Genomic DNA, 15,442 nt, shown 5'->3' with positions numbered 1-15,442 from the left:
CGCATGCGGCGCGCGAGCCCGCGCAAGAGGCGCCGCATGACGCGCCAGGCGGCCGCTCGTCCGGCCCCCGCCGCCCGCGGCGGCGACGCGCCGGCGACGCTCGACGCGTGCCGACGCTGCGCGCTGTGGGAACACGCGACGCAACCGGTGCCGGGCGCCGGGCCCGTCGACGCAACGATCATGCTGGTCGGCGAGCAGCCGGGCGATCAGGAGGACCGCAAGGGTTTGCCGTTCGTCGGCGCGGCCGGCCGCATGCTCGACCGCGCGCTCGGCGAGGCCGGAATCGAGCGCTCGCACGTCTACCTGACGAATGCGGTCAAGCACTTCAAATGGGAGCCGCGCGGCAAGCGGCGCCTGCACAAGACGCCCGCGCAACGCGAGGTCGCCGCATGCCGCTACTGGCTCGAACGCGAGCTCGACGCGGTGCGCCCGCGCGTGATCGTCGCGCTCGGCGGTTCCGCGCTGCGCGCGGTGCTGCAGGACAACGACGCGACGCTGGAGCGCACGCGCGCGCCGGTGCGGACCGCCGAAGGCCGGCTTGTCGTCGCAACCTGCCATCCGTCGTATGTGCTGCGTACGCGCGGCGCCGACTCTCGCGAACACGCATACCGGACGCTCGTCGATGCGTTGCGTACCGCGTCCCGCCTCGCGCGCGGCCACGGCGACAGCCATGGCCACGGCGACCAAAATGGCAACGACGGCAGCAACGGCGGCCGGCCGGGCGCATCGGGCGACGCCGGATGAGCGGCCCGCGCCGCGGCCTGCGGCCGCGAAGCCGTGGTACCGGCGGCTCGGCCCGGGCCTGCTCGCGGGCGCATCCGACGCCGCCCCGAGCAACGTCGCCGTCTACGCACAGGCGGGCAGCCAATTCGGCTTCAACATGCGGTGGATGGCCGTCGGCATGCTGACGTGATCCGGCTCGCGCGAATCGTTGCGCCCACAACGTGATGGCACGTGATGGCAGCCGGGCCGCCGGCAATCCGCCGCTGCCCGGCCGCCGCTCCCGTTACATCATCTTGCCGCGCGAGCGTTCGGCACGCGCCGCATCGGCCGCCGATTCGACCTTCTTCACCTCCTCCGGCGGCGGCAGCACGGCCTTGAAGCCCATCGACTCGATCCACATCTCGCGTGCCCAGCCGCGCGTATGGTACAGGTGGTGATCCTCGTCGGCCTCGATCTCGTCGTGCGCGCCCTTCAGCACCTTCGCGGCATCGCCCGACAACTGGTCGGCCGCATAGCCGATCAGCTCCCAGTTCAGGTGGTCCTTGGTCTCGGCGAGCACCACGCATTCGGCCGCGACGATCTGCGCGACGGCCGGATCGGCCTGCTTGCGCGCCTGCTCGATCACGTGGACGAGCGACTTCCCGGTGGCCGCCACCGCGCTGCGCCCGGGCGACTGCGCGTCGGGATCCATGCCGAGCGTATCGAACACCTTGCGCAGCACCTCCTGGTGATGGATCGTCTCGCGGTGGTACTTCTCCCATTCCTTGTGCAAATCCTCGTCGGTCGCGCACTGCAGCGCAGCCTCGTAGATCTTCGCGCCGCCAAGCTCGGTTTCATACGCCTGACAAAGCAGTTCGCGGATGCCTTCGTGCTTCTGTTGCCGGTGTGCCATGAATGTCTCCAGGATACGGGCCGCACATGCGGCCCGGGGTTGAACGGGCACGCGTCATTGCGCGCCCACCTTGCGCTCGAGCGCCTGCGCCAGGCTCAGGTGATGCCTGAGCGTCGGCAGCGCGGCGCTCGCGAACGCGCGCAGTTCGGCGTCCCCGCCCTCGCGCGCCTCGCGTTCGAACAGCGCGACGGCCTTGCGATGCGCATCGGGGCCGGCCGCCGCGACGTACGCGACGTCGAAATCGTGGCCGCTCTTGCCGCGCAGCGCCTCGACGTCCGGGTCCACGATCTGATCGGCCTGCGGCTTCATGCCCTTGCGCGCGGCAATCTCGTTCAGCCGCGCGTTCGCCTTGCCGTGATCGGCCACCATGCGCTGCGCGAACGCGCGCACGTCCGGCGACTGCGCCTGCTTCAGCGCAAGCTGGCTCGCCTGCACCTCGGCCTTGCCGGCGATCGCGGCCTTGTCGATGAATTCCGCGTCGCCGCCCTGCGGCGCCTTCGCGATCCGCGCATCGCCCGCGCCCGACGACGGGTCGATCATGCCGCCCGGCGCGCGCGAATTCGACGCGGGCGGCCCGCCCGGCATCTGCGCATGCGCGAGGCCCGGGACAGCGAGCGCGAGCGCGGCGAGCGCTGCGATCGTCCAGTTGAAGTGCTTCATCCGTCTTCTCCTTGCTTGGGGGCGGCCGGGATCGACAACCGCCAGCCGCCGCCGATCGAACCGCCGTTCGGGCGCGATATCCGGCCCGTCCCGCCCTCGCGTGCCCTCGCGCGACCGGACGCGGGCGGCGCGTTGCAGCCGATCAGTTCGTCCGGCTCCCCGACGCGGCGGCGTCCGGCCGGCGCACCGGATCGAAGTCGCGCCATTCGCCGTCCTGCCAGTCGCCTTCGACGCGCTCGATCGACATCGCGCCGGTCGCGCGCAGCACGTCCTCCGCCGTGTTCGCGGTATCGGGCGTCACGCGCGCGGCCAGGATCACGCCGGTGTCGCTGTGCGCGAGCGCGCCCTTGCCTTCGACGCGCTCGCCGCGCATCCGGCCGAGCGCGCCGCCCAGCGCGCCGAGATACGCGCCGGCCAGCGCGCCGGCGGCCGGCACGAACCACTCGCGCACGCCGAGTGCGTAAGCAGCCAGCCCCGCGACGACGCCGATCAGCAACCCGCGCATCGCGCCGATCATCGCGCCGCGGCCGCCCGGCTCCGCCGCCGAGTCGGCATATACGTCGCCGCCGATCGGAAAGCGCGCATGCTGGCCGCCCGGGTTCAGGAAGAAGATCGACACGTCGTCCGGGCCGAACGCGCGTTCGTACAGGTAGCGCGCCCCGCCTTCCGCTTCATCGAACGTCGTGAAGCGGCCTGCGACGATCATCGCCATGTTCGTGCTCCTCGTGACGGTGCGCCGCGTGGGCGGCGCGACACGGCGGCGCTTACATCAGCCGCCCGAGTTCCTTCGACACGGACGCCGGCGTGCCGTATTCGCGATCGGGAATGCGCGTGAGCAGGTCGATCACGCCGCGGTCCGCATGCGCGCGCTCCGCGCACTGGACGACGTCCGCCTTGCTCGCCGGATAGTCGAGCCCCTTCAGCGTCTTCCGGATGTCGACCGGGCCCGGCGCCTTGCCGTGCCCGGTCTGGTGGCCGCCCTTGTCGCGGTCCTGCACCGCGCGCTCGCCTTCGTGCGAACGCGAGCGGCTGAGTTCGTGGCCCGTGTGCAATCGGGATGTCATCGAAGCCTCCTTCGGAAAAATGCCGGGCTCGGCTCACGCGGAAGCGCGTCGCGAACGCGCGAGCGCGGCGACCACGAGCGCCGCGCCCAGCGCGACCGCACCCGCGACCTTCGGCCGCTGCACCACCGTGTTGTACGCGCAACCGCGCAGCACCGGCCCGTCCATGCCTTCGCGCTCGTGCAGCGCGTGACGCGACTCGTACAGCGCGTTGTCGTCGCGCGGCCGCGCGGGCCGCACCGTGCGCTGGCCGCGCGAGAACAGCGTGGCCGCGACGCGATCGAACAGGCGCGGCGCGTGGTACGCGCTCGCCGACGCGAATTTCGCGGCGCCGCCGACGAACAGCGTGCGGCGCGCGTGCGCGGCCGCGAACAGGATCGCGTCGGCGACGAGGGTGGGGTCATAGATCGGCGGCGGCAGCTTCGCTTCGACGTTCATGTAGTTCTTCGCGTGCATCACGAACATCGTATCGATCGCGGCCGGCTTGATCAGCGTGACGGATACGGGCAGGTGGTCCGCTTCCATCTCGAGCCGCAGCGAATCGGTGAAGCCCTTCACCGCGTGCTTCGACGCGACGTAGGCGCTTTGCAGCGGCACCGGCGCGTCGGACGCCTCGCTGCCCATGTTGATGATCGCGCCGCCGTGGAAATCGCTCTTGCGCCGGAAATGGTCGGCCGCGACGAGCGACCCGTGCACGACGCCCCAGTAGTTGGTATCGAACAGCCGCCGCTGATCCTCGAGCGGCACGGCGGCCGCCGTGCCGAAGATCGACACGCCCGCGTTGTTGATCCACGTATCGAAACCACCATATGTATCGACCGCGGCCGCGGCCGCGCGCTGCAGATCCTCGATGTTGCCGACGTCGCCGGCGACCGGCACCGCGAGGCCGCCGTGCTGGCGGATTTCGTCGCACAGCGTGTTCAGCGCCTCCTGGTTGCGTGCGAACAGCACGAGCTTCGCGCCGCGCCGTGCCGCCTTGCGCGCGGTGACGAGGCCGATGCCGCTCGTCGCGCCGGTAATCACGATCGTCTGCTCGCCGACCGGTTTGAGCATGCAGTTCATGACTGGACTCCTGTTACGGCGCCGACGTCACTTGGGCCGGATGGTCAGCTGATCGCGCACGCTCCGCACGCCGTCGAGCTGCTTCACGACGCCGACGGCCTGCGTACGCTGCTGCTCGTCGGGCACGCTGCCGGTGAGCGTCACGATGCCGCGCCGCGTCTTCACATGGATGTCGCCGGCCGTCAGGCCGCTCGTGCCGATGAGCTCGGCCTTCGCCTTGGTCGTGATCGTCGCGTCGCGGATCTTTGTGCCGGTCGTCGAATGCGACGACGACGCGGCGCTGTCGTCGCCGGCGGCGAGCACGTTCGGCGCGACCATTGCGCAGGCCGTGGCCGCGGCAATCGCGACGGCCATGCCGATGCGCTTTGCGGGATGACGACCCGATCGCGGTGACCGGGCTTGCAGCGGGAATATCCTCATCGTGACCTCCTTTCGTCGGGCCGGCATGGCCGGCGGGCACGTGTCACCCGCGCAAGGCGCGTGCCGCGGCGCCGGCGCCGCATGCACGCGCGTGGCGCCTTGGGGAGGTGCTTTCATCCAATGCGTTGTAATTTTTTCGGCGCGCATCCGCCGGGCATGACGATTGCCGGGCGATGGGTAACGGGCGGGTAACAGGCGGGTAACAGGCACGTAACGGGCGGGTAACGGGCGCGCGTCGACGCGCCCGCCCGCATCGGGCGGCATCATGAGGGAATCGCATCGATCGGCGAACGCGCACCGGCGCGGGAAAGGAGATACCCGGAACCCCCGGCGCGACGGCGCGCGACCGCATGCGCGGCGTCAGCCGGTGCGCTTCGTTACCTGCGCAATCTTGCGCGCCAGTTCGCGCACGTCGACGGGCTTGCACAGATAACCTTCGAACCCCGCTTCGAGCGCGCGGCGTTCGTCGGCGAGGCCCGCGTGCGCGGTCACGGCCAGCACGCGCAGGTCGGACAGCCCGCCGCCGTTCATCGCGCTGCGCCGCAACGCATCGAGCAGCCAGAAGCCGTCGCCGTCCGGCATCGCGAGATCGGACAGCACGACGGTCGGCCGCATGTCGGCGGCCACCGCGAGCGCTTCCCGGCCCGACGATGCGATCGCGACAGTCGCGCCGAACGTGGTCAGCGCGGCGGTCAGGCTCGCGCGCGTCGTTGCATCGTCGTCGACGATCAGGATGCGCTGCGCATCCAGCAAAGGCGGCTCGTGACGGCCATCCGCCTGCGCGATCCCCCAGGCCATCGCGCCCATCGGCTGCCAGCCGGCCGGCAGCGTCACCGTAAACGTCGCGCCGCGATTGCGGCCCGCGCTCTCGACGGCCACGCTGCCGCCGTGCAGTTCGACGATATGCCGCACGATCGACAGGCCGAGCCCGAGGCCGCGCCGCGACGACGCGGGCGAATCGTCCGCACGGCGGAACATGTCGAACACGAACGGCGCGAACTCCGCCGCGATACCCTGCCCCGTGTCGGACACGGTCAGCACCACGCGCGTATCGACACGCGCCAGCGCGACCGTCACGGCGCCACCGCTCGGCGTGAACTTGAGCGCGTTCGACACGAGATTCGACAGCATCTGCCGCAGCCGCTCGGCATCGCCCGACACGATGCAGGTGGCCGCCGTGCATTCGAACTCGAGCACGATACCGGCCGACGACGCGGCCGTCTGGAACGCGCCGACCGAGTCGGAGAACAGCCGCACGACATCCACCGGCATCGCGTCGAGCTGCAGCTTGCCGGTCGCGAGCGACGATGCGTCGAGGATGTCGCCGACCATCCGCGTGAGCGAGCGAGCGCTGCGGTCGATCGCGTCGATCGCCTGCTGCTGCAGCGCGTCGTCGCCCGAGTTGCGCAGCACCTCGACCCAGCCGTAGATCACGTTCAGCGGCGTGCGCAATTCGTGCGATACCGTCGCAAGCAGCTCGTCCTTCAAGCGGTTCGACGTATCGGCCTGGTCGCGCGCATGGCGCGCGCGCTGCAGCGAGCGCAGCGTGCGCAGGTCGCGCAGGCGCTGCGCGCCGGTTTCGCGCAATGTCAGCGACAGCGCGACGCACGCACGCGCGTCGCCGCTCACCGGGCCCGCCGCCGCCGTCGCACGAAAGCGCCGGCCATCGCGTCGCACGCACAGCAGGTCGATCGGCCCGACCGCTTCGCGCATATCGTCGAACAATTCGGCGAACGGCCTGCGTTTCAGCCAGCGCATCGCGACCAGCGATTCGAACGCGCGCCCGAGCGCATCGCCTTCGTCATAGCCGAACAGGCGCTGCGCGGCCGGGTTCCAGCTGACGATGCGGCCGTCGGCATCGACGCCGACGATCGCGTCCGGCGATGCGTCGACAACCGCGCGCTGCAGCCGCGACGCGTCGACGCGCGAACGATCCGCGCCGGCATCGCGCAACAGCAGCACCGCGCCGTCGATGTTGCCATCGACATCGGCGATCGGCGACGCGACCTCGACGATCGGCACCGGCTCGCGGCCGTCCGCATGCAGCCAGTGCTGGTCGGACACGACGCCCGCGCCGCCGAGCGCGCGATCGAGCGGCGTCGCCGGCACGCGGCGGCCGGCGCGGTCGAACACCCGCAGCACGTCGCGCGCGGCGCGCCCCGTCGCATCGGCCGGCGCGCAGCCGACGAGAGCGGCCGCGGCCGCGTTCATGTAGGTGAGCCGTCCGTTCGTATCGGTTGCGATCACACCATGCGGCAGCGCCTGCAGCACGGTTTCGAGCCGCCGATGCGTGGCCGCTTCGCGCCGGCGCGCGTCGTCGTTCGCGAATCGCGCGTGCCGCAGCATCGACGCAATCGCGCATACGAGCGCACCGACCAGCACGAACGTCGCGAGCCGGACGAGCCGCTCGGCCAGCGGCTCCGTGTAGGCAGCCGGATCGGACAGGAACAGCGTCCACACGAGCATGCCGCTGACCACGGTCGCGGCCATCCCGAACAGGAACGAGGTGGCCCATGCGGCGCATGCGAGCAGCGGGTAGTAGAGGACGAGCGACAGGTTCACGCCGCCGAAGCGGATCGCAAGCGCCTGCAGCACGGTCGCGATCGCGACCAGCATCACGGCCGTTGCGTAATTCCCGGCGCGCATGCGCGAGAAGTCGATCATCGGATACGCTCCTGCCGCGCGACGGCGATGCGCGACGCCACGCGGGAACGGGTGCACGAGCGCGGTCGCGGCGGCATCAGGAATCCGGCTTGTCCGCTTCGTCTTCCAGTTGCGCGAGCCGGTTGTAGATCGTCTTCAGGCTGACGTCGAGCACTTCGGCCGCCTGCGCCTTCACGCCGCCGCATTGCGCGATCGTGCCGAGGATCAGCCGCCGGTCGACTTCCTCGAGCGGCGTGCCGAACGGCACGGTCACGCGATCCTCGTGCGAATCGACCATGTTCGACAGCTCTTCCATGATCGGCGGCGGCAGCGTGTCGATCACGTCCGCATCGCTGAAAATGCTCGCGCGCTGCACGAAGTTGCGCAGTTCGCGCACGTTGCCGGGCCATTCGTGGGTCTTCAGCGCTTCGCGCGCGGCCGGCGCGAAGCGCAGATGCCGGCCGCTCTCTTCGTTGAAATGCTGCAGGAACGCGTCGGCGAGCATCGGGATGTCGTCGCCGCGCTCGCGCAGCGGCGGCAACGGAATCGGAAACACGTTGATCCGGTGAAACAGGTCGGGCCGCAGCTTGCCGTCCGCCATCGCGGCTTCCGGATCGCGGTTCGTCGCGGCGACGATGCGCACGTCGACGTCGATCTCGCGCGTCGAGCCGAGCCGCGTAAGCCGCCCCGTCTCCAGCACGCGCAGCAGCTTGACCTGCGATTCGACCGGCATCTCGGTGATCTCGTCGAGAAACAGCGTGCCGCCGTCCGCGCGTTCGAAGAAGCCCTTGTGCTGGCGCTCGGCGCCCGTGAAGCTGCCGCGGTCGTGGCCGAACATCTCGCTCTCGACCAGGTTCGCGGCGATCGCGCCGCAGTTCACCGCGAGAAACGGGCCGCGGCGGCGCAGGCTCAGGTCGTGCACCGTCTGCGCGGCCAGTTCCTTGCCGGTGCCCGATTCGCCCGTCAGCAGCACCGACGCCTCGGTGCGCGCGACGCGGCCGATCGCATCGTAGACGGCCTGCATCGCGGGCGAGCTGCCGAGCATGCGGCCGAAACGCCCGAGGCGCTTCAGCTCCGAGCGCAGCTCGGCAATCTCTTCGTGCAGCGCGGTCGTGCGCGGCACGCGCGCGAAGATGCTGTTCAGCCGCTGCATGTTCAGCGGCTTCACGAGATAGTCGGTCGCGCCGCGCCGCAGTGCGTCGATCGCGGTTTCGAGGCTCGCGTGGCCGGTGGTCAACACCATTTCGCAGTGCGAGCGTTTCGGCAATGCGTCGAACAGATCCATGCCGTTGCCGTCCGGCAGCACGAGATCGCACAACACGAGATCGGGGGTATGCGTCGTGACGAGCGTGCGCGCTTCTTCGAGCGTCGCGGCCGTATCGCATGCGAGCTGCTGCGTGCGTGCGAGCGTCGCGAGCATCGTGCGCGTATCGGCATCGTCTTCGACGATCAGGACATAGGGCATCGAGGCTCCTCGTGAGGCGGCCCGGCGCGGGCACCGGCCGGAACCGCGACGGATGTGCGGCGCAGCACGCGCGGCCGGCACACGGCGACACCTTCCGCACTGCATACCAATGAGCGGACAGGCCGTCCTGCAATGAAAAACGCTGCTTCGAAGTATAGAAGACCCCGGTCGCGCATTCGTCGCTCATCGAATAAATCTATCTGCCACGGTGGCTCGCATTGCCAGATTCAATGTCGCGCCGTTGGTATAAAAGGTAAGCTCCGTACAGGAAAACGACGCATGCCACGTCGTTTTTTCATCAGACCTCGACAATATTCGGTCAAATCTTCCTGATTCGATATCGCGCCATGGCGAAAACCGGCGATGACAGCGCGCGGCTCTTTGGTCGCTCGCGTACGATCCAGGCCCTTTTACTGAAGGTGTCGCGCGTCGCGACCACGCACGCCAGCGTGCTGATCGTCGGGGAAAGCGGCGCCGGCAAGGACATCGTCGCGCGTCTCCTGCACGACCTGAGCCCGCGGCGGCGCGGGCCGTTCGTCCCCGTCAACTGCGGCGCGATCGCGCCCGACATCGCGGAATCGCATCTGTTCGGTCACGAAAAAGGCAGCTTCACCGGCGCGGTCGCGCAGCATGTGGGCATGTTCGAAGCCGCGTGCGGCGGCACGCTGTTCCTCGACGAGATCGCGGAAATGCCGGGCGAGCTGCAGGTCAAGCTGCTGCGCACGCTCGAATCGAACACGATCGTGCGCGTCGGCGGCCACGAATCGATTCCGCTCGACGTGCGGATCGTCGCGGCCACGCATCACGATCCCGTCGAGGCCGTGCGCAGCGGGCGCCTGCGCGAAGACCTGTTCTACCGGATCGCGATGATCGCGCTGCACGTGCCCCCGCTCAGGCAGCGCGAGGACGACGTCGGCGATATCGCACTGCAGATCGTCGAGCGGCTGAATGCGCGGCACCGCACGAGAAAGCGCCTGTCGATGCAGGCGATGAAGGCGCTGCGAACGTATACGTGGCCCGGCAACGTGCGCGAACTGCGCAATGCGCTCGAGCGTGCGTTCATCCTCGCGGACGAGCAGATCGACCTGCAACTGCCGCGCCGCCAGCCGCCGCACGAGGAAGTGCGCCACAACGCGATGACGCTGCATATCGGCACGACCCTCGCGCACACGCAGCAGCGCTTCATTGCCGCGTCGCTGCGGCATTTCAACGGCGACAAGCCGCGCACCGCGAAGGCGCTCGGCATCAGCCTGAAGACGCTGTACAACCGTCTCGCGCTGCTGCCCGAGCACGAGCGCAGCGCGGTGAACGGCGCGGCGGCGCCGAACCCCGGTGACGCGGGCGCCGCCACCATCGCCACCACCAGCGCGAGCGCAGCCCCGCCGCCGGGCGCACCGAATCAGTGAGCGCGGCAGCGCATGCTCACGCCATCGCGCGGCACATCGCCGCGCACGTTTCGCACGCGAGCGCGCAGTTGCGGCAATGATCGTGCGCATGCAGCAGGCATTCGGTCGCGCACAGGTCGCATGCCTGCGCACACAGTGCGCACACGCTCGGCACGAGCACACTGCGGCGCGCCATCGCGCCCGACGCGAAGCGGCACAGCTGCGCGCATTCGATATCGAGCGCGATGCAGGCCGCCAGCGCGTGCCCGTCGGGTTCCGCGAGGCACGCGGCCAAACACGCATCGCACGCGTGCGCACACGCGTCGCACTCGGCCATGCAGTTGTCGTATCGATCGTCCATCGCATCGCTCCTCGTTCCGGTTCACATACGTCAGGGTTCGAGCTGCACCTTCATCCGGCCCGGTTCGCGCGCGACCGCATCGGCCATATCGGCGATATCCGGGTCGGGCACCGTATCGATGCGAATGTCGCCGCTGCCGAGAAACACGACTGCTTTCATACGTGCCCCTCCTTGTCGAAAGCGGGACGGAAAACCTGACCGTCGAGTCGATCGAGCAAGGCGCGCGCCCGGGCCACGGCGCTGGCGTCGAGTCAAACAGCGGCGCGTTTGCTTCGAGTCGGGTGTCGCCTTCAATGCATCGTCCCGAACGCGGCCTTCAGGCTCGCGACGATCATCTGCATCGCGATCGCCGCGAGAATCATCCCCATCAGGCGCTGCGTGACGGCCGTCACGCGCGGCGACAGGTAATGGCCGATCAGCGGCGCCGACAGCAACGCCACCGCCAGCAGCACGAGAAACGCGGCGAGCCCGAGCGCGAACGCGAGTTCCTGTCCGGTCGAGAACGCGCCGTGCCCGAGCACGATCATCGTCGCGATCGTGCCGGGACCGACCAGCAGCGGAATCGTCAGCGGATAGATCGCGACGCTGTCGGCCGCTGCCGGATCGCCGCCTTCGTCGTCGCCCGGCGAATGCTGGCGGCTCGGCGCGCCGTGCAGCATCGACAGCGCGATCAGCAGTACCAGCAGCCCGCCCGCGAGCCGGAAATCGTCGATCGTCAGGCCGAACACGTGGAGGATCGCTCCGCCCGCGACGGCCGACACGATGCAGCCGATCGTCACGCCGATCGTGGCCGTCAGCGCGACCTTGCGGCGCATGCCGTCCGCCGCGCCCTCCGTCAGCGACAGGAACACCGGGATGTTCGCGATCGGGTTCATGATCGCGAACAGCGCCGCGAACACCTTGATGGAAAAGGTCAGGTCGAAGGCCACCGGTTCGCTCCCGTATCGCTTGTCATATCGAAACCAGATTCCGGTGCGTTTCCGGTGCGCGGCGCGCGCCATGCTGCTACGATCGACGCACCGCGTTTGGCGGCGCGCGCGGCCGCATGCCCGCGATCGCGCGACGCAGCGCCGCTGGATCGTCGTTCACGACCGACGGAGGGCCCCGACCGATGCAAGCAACCGACACCTTCATGGATCACGAGATTCGCGTCGAAGCGACGCGCAACGCAAATGGCGCATGGGTCGCGCAGGTGCGGATCTTCCGCGACGGCGCGACGGTGGACCTGCCGGCACCCGAACTCGTCACGCCCGAATGGCTCACGTGCGACGAAGCGCTGCGCGGCGGCATCGACCAGGGGCGCGTGATGATCAGGACTCGCGACCGGTAACGGCGATCGGTTCATCGGCGGACATCGCGCCAGCAGCCAGTACGTCGGCCACCCATCCTGCGCGAACGGCACGACGCGATCACGCATCGAAATCCAGATCGCCGATCAGGATCTCGCGGTCGCGCTGGGTCCGCGTGCCGAAGTCGACCGGCAACTCCATCTGCCATCGTTCGATCGTGACCGGCAGTGCCGCGAGATAACGGTCGAAGCGGCTGCGGTCGGGCTCGGCCAGCAGATCGTCGATCGCATCGTCGCGCCACGCGAGCCGCGCGTTCAGCGGGTTAGGCAAGCCGACGGTCGACGTGAGGCCGATCACGTCGACGCAGGTCGGACTGCCCTGCCCGTCGTGCGGCACGACATCGACCTTCACTTCGCCGGGCCGGTACAGGCCGAGCACACGCGCCGCGATGCGCGGCGCGAACTCGGTTTCGAAACGTGCACGGACGTCGGGATTCATTTTTCCTCCTGGTTCGAATCGTATAGCCGGGCCGCTGTCACGCGGCTGCAATCTGCCGCTCCAATGCCGCTTCCGCCTTCAGGCTGTCGAGATCGCGGCCGATCGTCGCGACCGCGAGCCGCGTGTCGCCGCGCCAGTACGCGATCGAGCAGTCGTGCGCGCCGAGGTCGCCGTCGATCTCGACGCGATCCCATTGCTCGGCATGCCCGACATAGTTGACCGTCATGTCGTAATGCTGGCTCCAGAAAAACGGCACCGCGTCGAACGGCCGCTGCTGCCCGAGCATGTTGCGCGCCGCGACGCTGCCCTGCCGCTCGGCGACGACCCAGTGCTCGACGCGAATGCGCTCGCCCGTCAGCGGATCGGGCCAGCGTGCGATGTCGCCGGCCGCGTAGACGCCGGGCGCGCTCGTCTGCAGGAAGCGGTCGACCGTCACGCCGCGCTCGACCGCAAGCCCCGCGTCCTGCGCGAGCGCAACGTTCGGATGAACGCCGATGCCGACCACCACGACATCGGCCGGCAGCACGTCGCCGGTCGACAGCGTCACGCTGTCCGGTGCGATCCGCGCGGGCGTCGCGCCGAGATGGAACACGACGCCGTGCGATTCGTGCAGCGCCTTGATCGTGCCGCCGAGCGCTTCGCCGAGCACGCGCGCCATCGGTTGCGCATCGGGCTCGACGACATGCACGTCGAGCCCGCGCGTGCGCAACGCGGCGGCCGCTTCGAGCCCGATGAAGCTCGCGCCGACCACGACGCAGCGGCGCGCCGTTTTCAGCTTGCCGATCAGCGCGTCGCAATCGGCGCGCGAGCGCAGCACGCACACGTGCGGCAGATCGGCGCCGGGCACGGTCAGCCGGTTCGGTTCGGCGCCCGTTGCAAGCAGCAGCGCGCCGTATCCGACGCGGCTGCCGTCGGCCAGCTCGACCGCATGCTGCGCGGGATCGATCCGCGCGACCCGCGTGCCGCACCGCACGTCGATTCGATGGTCGGTATAGAACGACGGCGCGCGCAGCGGCAGCCAGTCGGCGTCGGCCGTGCCCGCGAGATAGTCCTTCGACAAATTCGGCCGGTCGTACGGCGGATCGCGGTCGGCGCTCAGCAGCGTGACGGGATGCGGATAACCTTCCTGCCGCAGCGTCACGGCGGCCGCGATCGCAGCGGCGCCGCCGCCGACGATCACCACCGATGCGGGCAACCCGGCCGCATTCAGCGCCGGCGGCGCGGCGGCCGGCCGCGCATCGAGCACGACGGCGCGACCGTCGCGGCGTTCGACGCGCCAGCACGGCAGCCCGTCGAGCGCCGGCGCGCGCAGCCGCGCGCCGGTGCGCAGGCAGAACGCCGCGTGGTGCCACGGGCAGCGGATCGTGTCGCCGACCAGCAGGCCGTCGGCCAGCGGCGCGCCGTAGTGCGTGCATTGGGCGCCCACGGCAAACAGTTCGTCGGCGCGGCGCACGAGCAGCACCGCAGCGTCGCCGACATGGCCCTCGATCATCGCGCCGTCGGCGATGTCGTCGAGCGCGATGCCCAGCGCGAGATCAGGGTGTGAAGACGAGGAATCGCTTCCGGACATGACATCGCTCCCGCAGAGTCAGGTAACGATCCCATTATCGGCGTCCTTCATGAAAAGAACAGGTACAGACGCCCCGCAGCGCACGCAAACACCGACTGTAGCTTGTACGCGATCCATGACCGGCGTAGAACGTCATCGACGTTGCGACGCAGCACGCGGCCGCCGCGTCATCGTACTTCCGCGCGGCCCGCGCAATTCGCGTGCCGCTCCGCCTTCATTCCGTCACCCGAGGTTCTGCCGATGGCCACCGTCCTGTGCGTGCTCTACCCCGATCCCGTCGACGGCTATCCGCCGCGCTACGTGCGCGACGCGATTCCGGTCATCGCGCAATACGCGGACGGACAAACCGCGCCGACGCCGGCCGGCCCCGTCGGCTTCCGGCCCGGCGAACTCGTCGGCTCGGTATCCGGCGCGCTCGGGTTGCGCGCTTATATGGAAACGCACGGTCACACGCTGATCGTGACGAGCTACAAGGACGGCCCCGACTCCGAATTCGAGCGCCGGCTGCCCGAGGCGGACGTGGTGATTTCGCAGCCGTTCTGGCCCGCGTACCTGACGGCCGAACGGATCGCCCGCGCGCCGAAGCTGAAGCTCGCACTGACGGCCGGCATCGGTTCGGATCACGTCGATCTCGACGCCGCGGCGCGCGCGCACGTCACCGTCGCCGAAGTCACGGGCTCGAACAGCATCAGCGTGGCCGAACACGTGGTGATGACGACGCTCGCGCTGGTGCGCAACTATCTGCCGTCGCATGCGATCGCTCAGCAAGGCGGCTGGAACATCGCCGATTGCGTGTCGCGCAGCTATGACGTCGAAGACATGCATTTCGGCACGGTCGGCGCGGGGCGCATCGGTCTCGCGGTGCTGCGCCGGCTGAAGCCGTTCGGCCTGCATCTGCACTACACGCAGCGGCACCGGCTCGACGCCGCGATCGAGCAGGAACTCGCGCTCACGTATCACGCCGATGCCGCGTCGCTCGCCGGCGCCGTCGATATCGTGAACCTGCAGATCCCGCTGTACCCGTCGACCGAGCACCTGTTCGACGCGGCGATGATCGCGCGGATGAAGCGCGGCGCGTACCTGATCAACACCGCGCGCGCGAAGCTGGTCGACCGCGACGCGGTCGTGCGCGCCGTTACGTCCGGCCATCTCGCGGGCTACGGCGGCGACGTGTGGTTTCCGCAGCCGGCGCCGCCCGACCATCCGTGGCGCGCGATGCCGTTCAACGGAATGACGCCGCACATCTCGGGCACGTCGCTGTCCGCGCAGGCGCGCTATGCGGCCGGCACGCTGGAGATCCTGCAATGCTGGTTCGACGGCAAGCCGATCCGCAACGAATACCTGATCGTCGACGGCGGCACGCTCGCGGGAACGGGCGCGCAATCGTACCGGCTGACCTGACGCAACACGACG

Annotated in this window: 17 protein-coding genes and 1 pseudogene; 5 read left to right on the top strand and 13 right to left on the bottom strand. The window is 69.6% G+C overall.

Going from position 1 to position 15,442, the window contains the following annotated elements; genetic code table 11:
• Positions 1-36 precede the first annotated feature (36 nt).
• Together AC3WLY_RS08580 and AC3WLY_RS08575 are read left to right on the top strand one after the other, a co-directional pair.
• Complete coding sequence (locus AC3WLY_RS08580) at positions 37-744, top strand: UdgX family uracil-DNA binding protein (RefSeq protein WP_492310359.1); 708 nt, start codon at positions 37-39, stop codon at positions 742-744.
• Positions 689-898: pseudogene (locus tag AC3WLY_RS08575) on the top strand (hypothetical protein); the annotation flags it as partial. The gene AC3WLY_RS08580 and the pseudogene AC3WLY_RS08575, both read left to right, overlap by 56 nt.
• 108 nt (positions 899-1,006) lie before the next feature.
• Here the strand turns inward: AC3WLY_RS08575 and AC3WLY_RS08570 are convergent.
• The 8 genes from AC3WLY_RS08570 to AC3WLY_RS08535 all read right to left on the bottom strand — a co-directional run bounded on the left by AC3WLY_RS08570 (position 1,007) and on the right by AC3WLY_RS08535 (position 8,926).
• The gene (locus AC3WLY_RS08570; protein ID WP_492310360.1) at positions 1,007-1,615 is read right to left on the bottom strand and encodes a DUF892 family protein; all 609 of its coding nucleotides are present in this window, start codon (positions 1,613-1,615) and stop codon (positions 1,007-1,009) included.
• 54 nt (positions 1,616-1,669) lie between these two features.
• Entirely contained in the window at positions 1,670-2,275 is a 606-nt protein-coding gene (locus AC3WLY_RS08565; protein WP_175961767.1) for a DUF4142 domain-containing protein, read from the bottom strand.
• Positions 2,276-2,417: 142 nt separating this feature from the next.
• Positions 2,418-2,987: a hypothetical protein gene (locus AC3WLY_RS08560; RefSeq protein ID WP_492310361.1), complete on the bottom strand. Its 570-nt coding sequence runs from the start codon at positions 2,985-2,987 to the stop codon at positions 2,418-2,420.
• Between the two features lie 52 nt (positions 2,988-3,039).
• Positions 3,040-3,339, bottom strand: coding sequence for a DUF2795 domain-containing protein (locus AC3WLY_RS08555; RefSeq protein ID WP_072437837.1), 300 nt, complete (start codon positions 3,337-3,339; stop codon positions 3,040-3,042).
• A 33-nt stretch (positions 3,340-3,372) separates the two neighbouring features.
• Positions 3,373-4,398, bottom strand: coding sequence for an SDR family oxidoreductase (locus AC3WLY_RS08550; RefSeq protein ID WP_492310362.1), 1,026 nt, complete (start codon positions 4,396-4,398; stop codon positions 3,373-3,375).
• 27 nt (positions 4,399-4,425) lie between these two features.
• Complete coding sequence (locus AC3WLY_RS08545) at positions 4,426-4,818, bottom strand: BON domain-containing protein (RefSeq protein WP_310133816.1); 393 nt, start codon at positions 4,816-4,818, stop codon at positions 4,426-4,428.
• 360 nt (positions 4,819-5,178) lie between these two features.
• On the bottom strand, positions 5,179-7,482 hold the full coding sequence (locus AC3WLY_RS08540; RefSeq protein WP_175961769.1) for a hybrid sensor histidine kinase/response regulator: 2,304 nt from the start codon (positions 7,480-7,482) through the stop codon (positions 5,179-5,181).
• Positions 7,483-7,558: 76 nt separating this feature from the next.
• Positions 7,559-8,926, bottom strand: coding sequence for a sigma-54-dependent transcriptional regulator (locus AC3WLY_RS08535; RefSeq protein WP_175961770.1), 1,368 nt, complete (start codon positions 8,924-8,926; stop codon positions 7,559-7,561).
• 347 nt (positions 8,927-9,273) lie between these two features.
• On the opposite strand from AC3WLY_RS08535, the gene AC3WLY_RS08530 reads away from it, so the two are divergent.
• Positions 9,274-10,332: a sigma 54-interacting transcriptional regulator gene (locus tag AC3WLY_RS08530; RefSeq protein ID WP_310133811.1), complete on the top strand. Its 1,059-nt coding sequence runs from the start codon at positions 9,274-9,276 to the stop codon at positions 10,330-10,332.
• Positions 10,333-10,348: 16 nt separating this feature from the next.
• Here AC3WLY_RS08530 and AC3WLY_RS08525 read toward each other — a convergent pair whose 3' ends face one another.
• The 3 genes from AC3WLY_RS08525 to AC3WLY_RS08515 form a co-directional block, all read right to left on the bottom strand.
• On the bottom strand, positions 10,349-10,672 hold the full coding sequence (locus AC3WLY_RS08525; protein WP_425133081.1) for a four-helix bundle copper-binding protein: 324 nt from the start codon (positions 10,670-10,672) through the stop codon (positions 10,349-10,351).
• A 30-nt stretch (positions 10,673-10,702) separates the two neighbouring features.
• Positions 10,703-10,831, bottom strand: a complete 129-nt coding sequence (locus tag AC3WLY_RS08520; RefSeq protein ID WP_175961773.1) for a hypothetical protein — start codon at positions 10,829-10,831, stop codon at positions 10,703-10,705.
• 131 nt (positions 10,832-10,962) lie between these two features.
• Positions 10,963-11,601 (bottom strand): MarC family protein, encoded by a 639-nt coding sequence (locus AC3WLY_RS08515; protein ID WP_175961774.1) that lies wholly within the window; start codon positions 11,599-11,601, stop codon positions 10,963-10,965.
• A gap of 182 nt (positions 11,602-11,783) precedes the next feature.
• On the opposite strand from AC3WLY_RS08515, the gene AC3WLY_RS08510 reads away from it, so the two are divergent.
• Entirely contained in the window at positions 11,784-12,002 is a 219-nt protein-coding gene (locus AC3WLY_RS08510) for a DUF6566 family protein (RefSeq protein WP_204420781.1), read from the top strand.
• A 79-nt stretch (positions 12,003-12,081) separates the two neighbouring features.
• On the opposite strand, the gene AC3WLY_RS08505 is transcribed toward AC3WLY_RS08510, so the two are convergent.
• Entirely contained in the window at positions 12,082-12,459 is a 378-nt protein-coding gene (locus tag AC3WLY_RS08505) for a DUF5594 family protein (protein ID WP_310133805.1), read from the bottom strand.
• A gap of 37 nt (positions 12,460-12,496) precedes the next feature.
• Positions 12,497-14,029 carry an FAD-dependent oxidoreductase gene (locus tag AC3WLY_RS08500; protein WP_492310363.1) on the bottom strand — a complete coding sequence of 511 codons (1,533 nt, stop codon included), beginning with the start codon at positions 14,027-14,029 and terminating at the stop codon, positions 12,497-12,499.
• A 240-nt stretch (positions 14,030-14,269) separates the two neighbouring features.
• Between AC3WLY_RS08500 and AC3WLY_RS08495 the strand changes: the two genes are divergently transcribed.
• Positions 14,270-15,430: an NAD-dependent formate dehydrogenase gene (locus AC3WLY_RS08495; protein ID WP_492310364.1), complete on the top strand. Its 1,161-nt coding sequence runs from the start codon at positions 14,270-14,272 to the stop codon at positions 15,428-15,430.
• Positions 15,431-15,442: the final 12 nt, after the last annotated feature.

This window comes from Burkholderia sp. FW306-1C-G01B (assembly GCF_058781685.1).
The sequence above is the reverse complement of the archived record's forward strand: the minus strand, read 5'-3'. Positions and strand labels throughout refer to the sequence as shown.

Excerpts from the sequence above, each read along its gene's own strand:
- AC3WLY_RS08580 (WP_492310359.1), top strand. The coding sequence starts at position 37 with ATGACGCGCCAGGCGGCCGCTCGTCCGGCCCCCGCCGCCCGCGGCGGC.
- AC3WLY_RS08570 (WP_492310360.1), bottom strand. The coding sequence starts at position 1,615 with ATGGCACACCGGCAACAGAAGCACGAAGGCATCCGCGAACTGCTTTGT.
- AC3WLY_RS08565 (WP_175961767.1), bottom strand. The coding sequence starts at position 2,275 with ATGAAGCACTTCAACTGGACGATCGCAGCGCTCGCCGCGCTCGCGCTC.
- AC3WLY_RS08560 (WP_492310361.1), bottom strand. The coding sequence starts at position 2,987 with ATGGCGATGATCGTCGCAGGCCGCTTCACGACGTTCGATGAAGCGGAA.
- AC3WLY_RS08555 (WP_072437837.1), bottom strand. The coding sequence starts at position 3,339 with ATGACATCCCGATTGCACACGGGCCACGAACTCAGCCGCTCGCGTTCG.
- AC3WLY_RS08550 (WP_492310362.1), bottom strand. The coding sequence starts at position 4,398 with ATGAACTGCATGCTCAAACCGGTCGGCGAGCAGACGATCGTGATTACC.
- AC3WLY_RS08545 (WP_310133816.1), bottom strand. The coding sequence starts at position 4,818 with ATGAGGATATTCCCGCTGCAAGCCCGGTCACCGCGATCGGGTCGTCAT.
- AC3WLY_RS08540 (WP_175961769.1), bottom strand. The coding sequence starts at position 7,482 with ATGATCGACTTCTCGCGCATGCGCGCCGGGAATTACGCAACGGCCGTG.
- AC3WLY_RS08535 (WP_175961770.1), bottom strand. The coding sequence starts at position 8,926 with ATGCCCTATGTCCTGATCGTCGAAGACGATGCCGATACGCGCACGATG.
- AC3WLY_RS08530 (WP_310133811.1), top strand. The coding sequence starts at position 9,274 with ATGGCGAAAACCGGCGATGACAGCGCGCGGCTCTTTGGTCGCTCGCGT.
- AC3WLY_RS08525 (WP_425133081.1), bottom strand. The coding sequence starts at position 10,672 with ATGGACGATCGATACGACAACTGCATGGCCGAGTGCGACGCGTGTGCG.
- AC3WLY_RS08520 (WP_175961773.1), bottom strand. The coding sequence starts at position 10,831 with ATGAAAGCAGTCGTGTTTCTCGGCAGCGGCGACATTCGCATCGATACG.
- AC3WLY_RS08510 (WP_204420781.1), top strand. The coding sequence starts at position 11,784 with ATGCAAGCAACCGACACCTTCATGGATCACGAGATTCGCGTCGAAGCG.
- AC3WLY_RS08505 (WP_310133805.1), bottom strand. The coding sequence starts at position 12,459 with ATGAATCCCGACGTCCGTGCACGTTTCGAAACCGAGTTCGCGCCGCGC.
- AC3WLY_RS08500 (WP_492310363.1), bottom strand. The coding sequence starts at position 14,029 with ATGTCCGGAAGCGATTCCTCGTCTTCACACCCTGATCTCGCGCTGGGC.
- AC3WLY_RS08495 (WP_492310364.1), top strand. The coding sequence starts at position 14,270 with ATGGCCACCGTCCTGTGCGTGCTCTACCCCGATCCCGTCGACGGCTAT.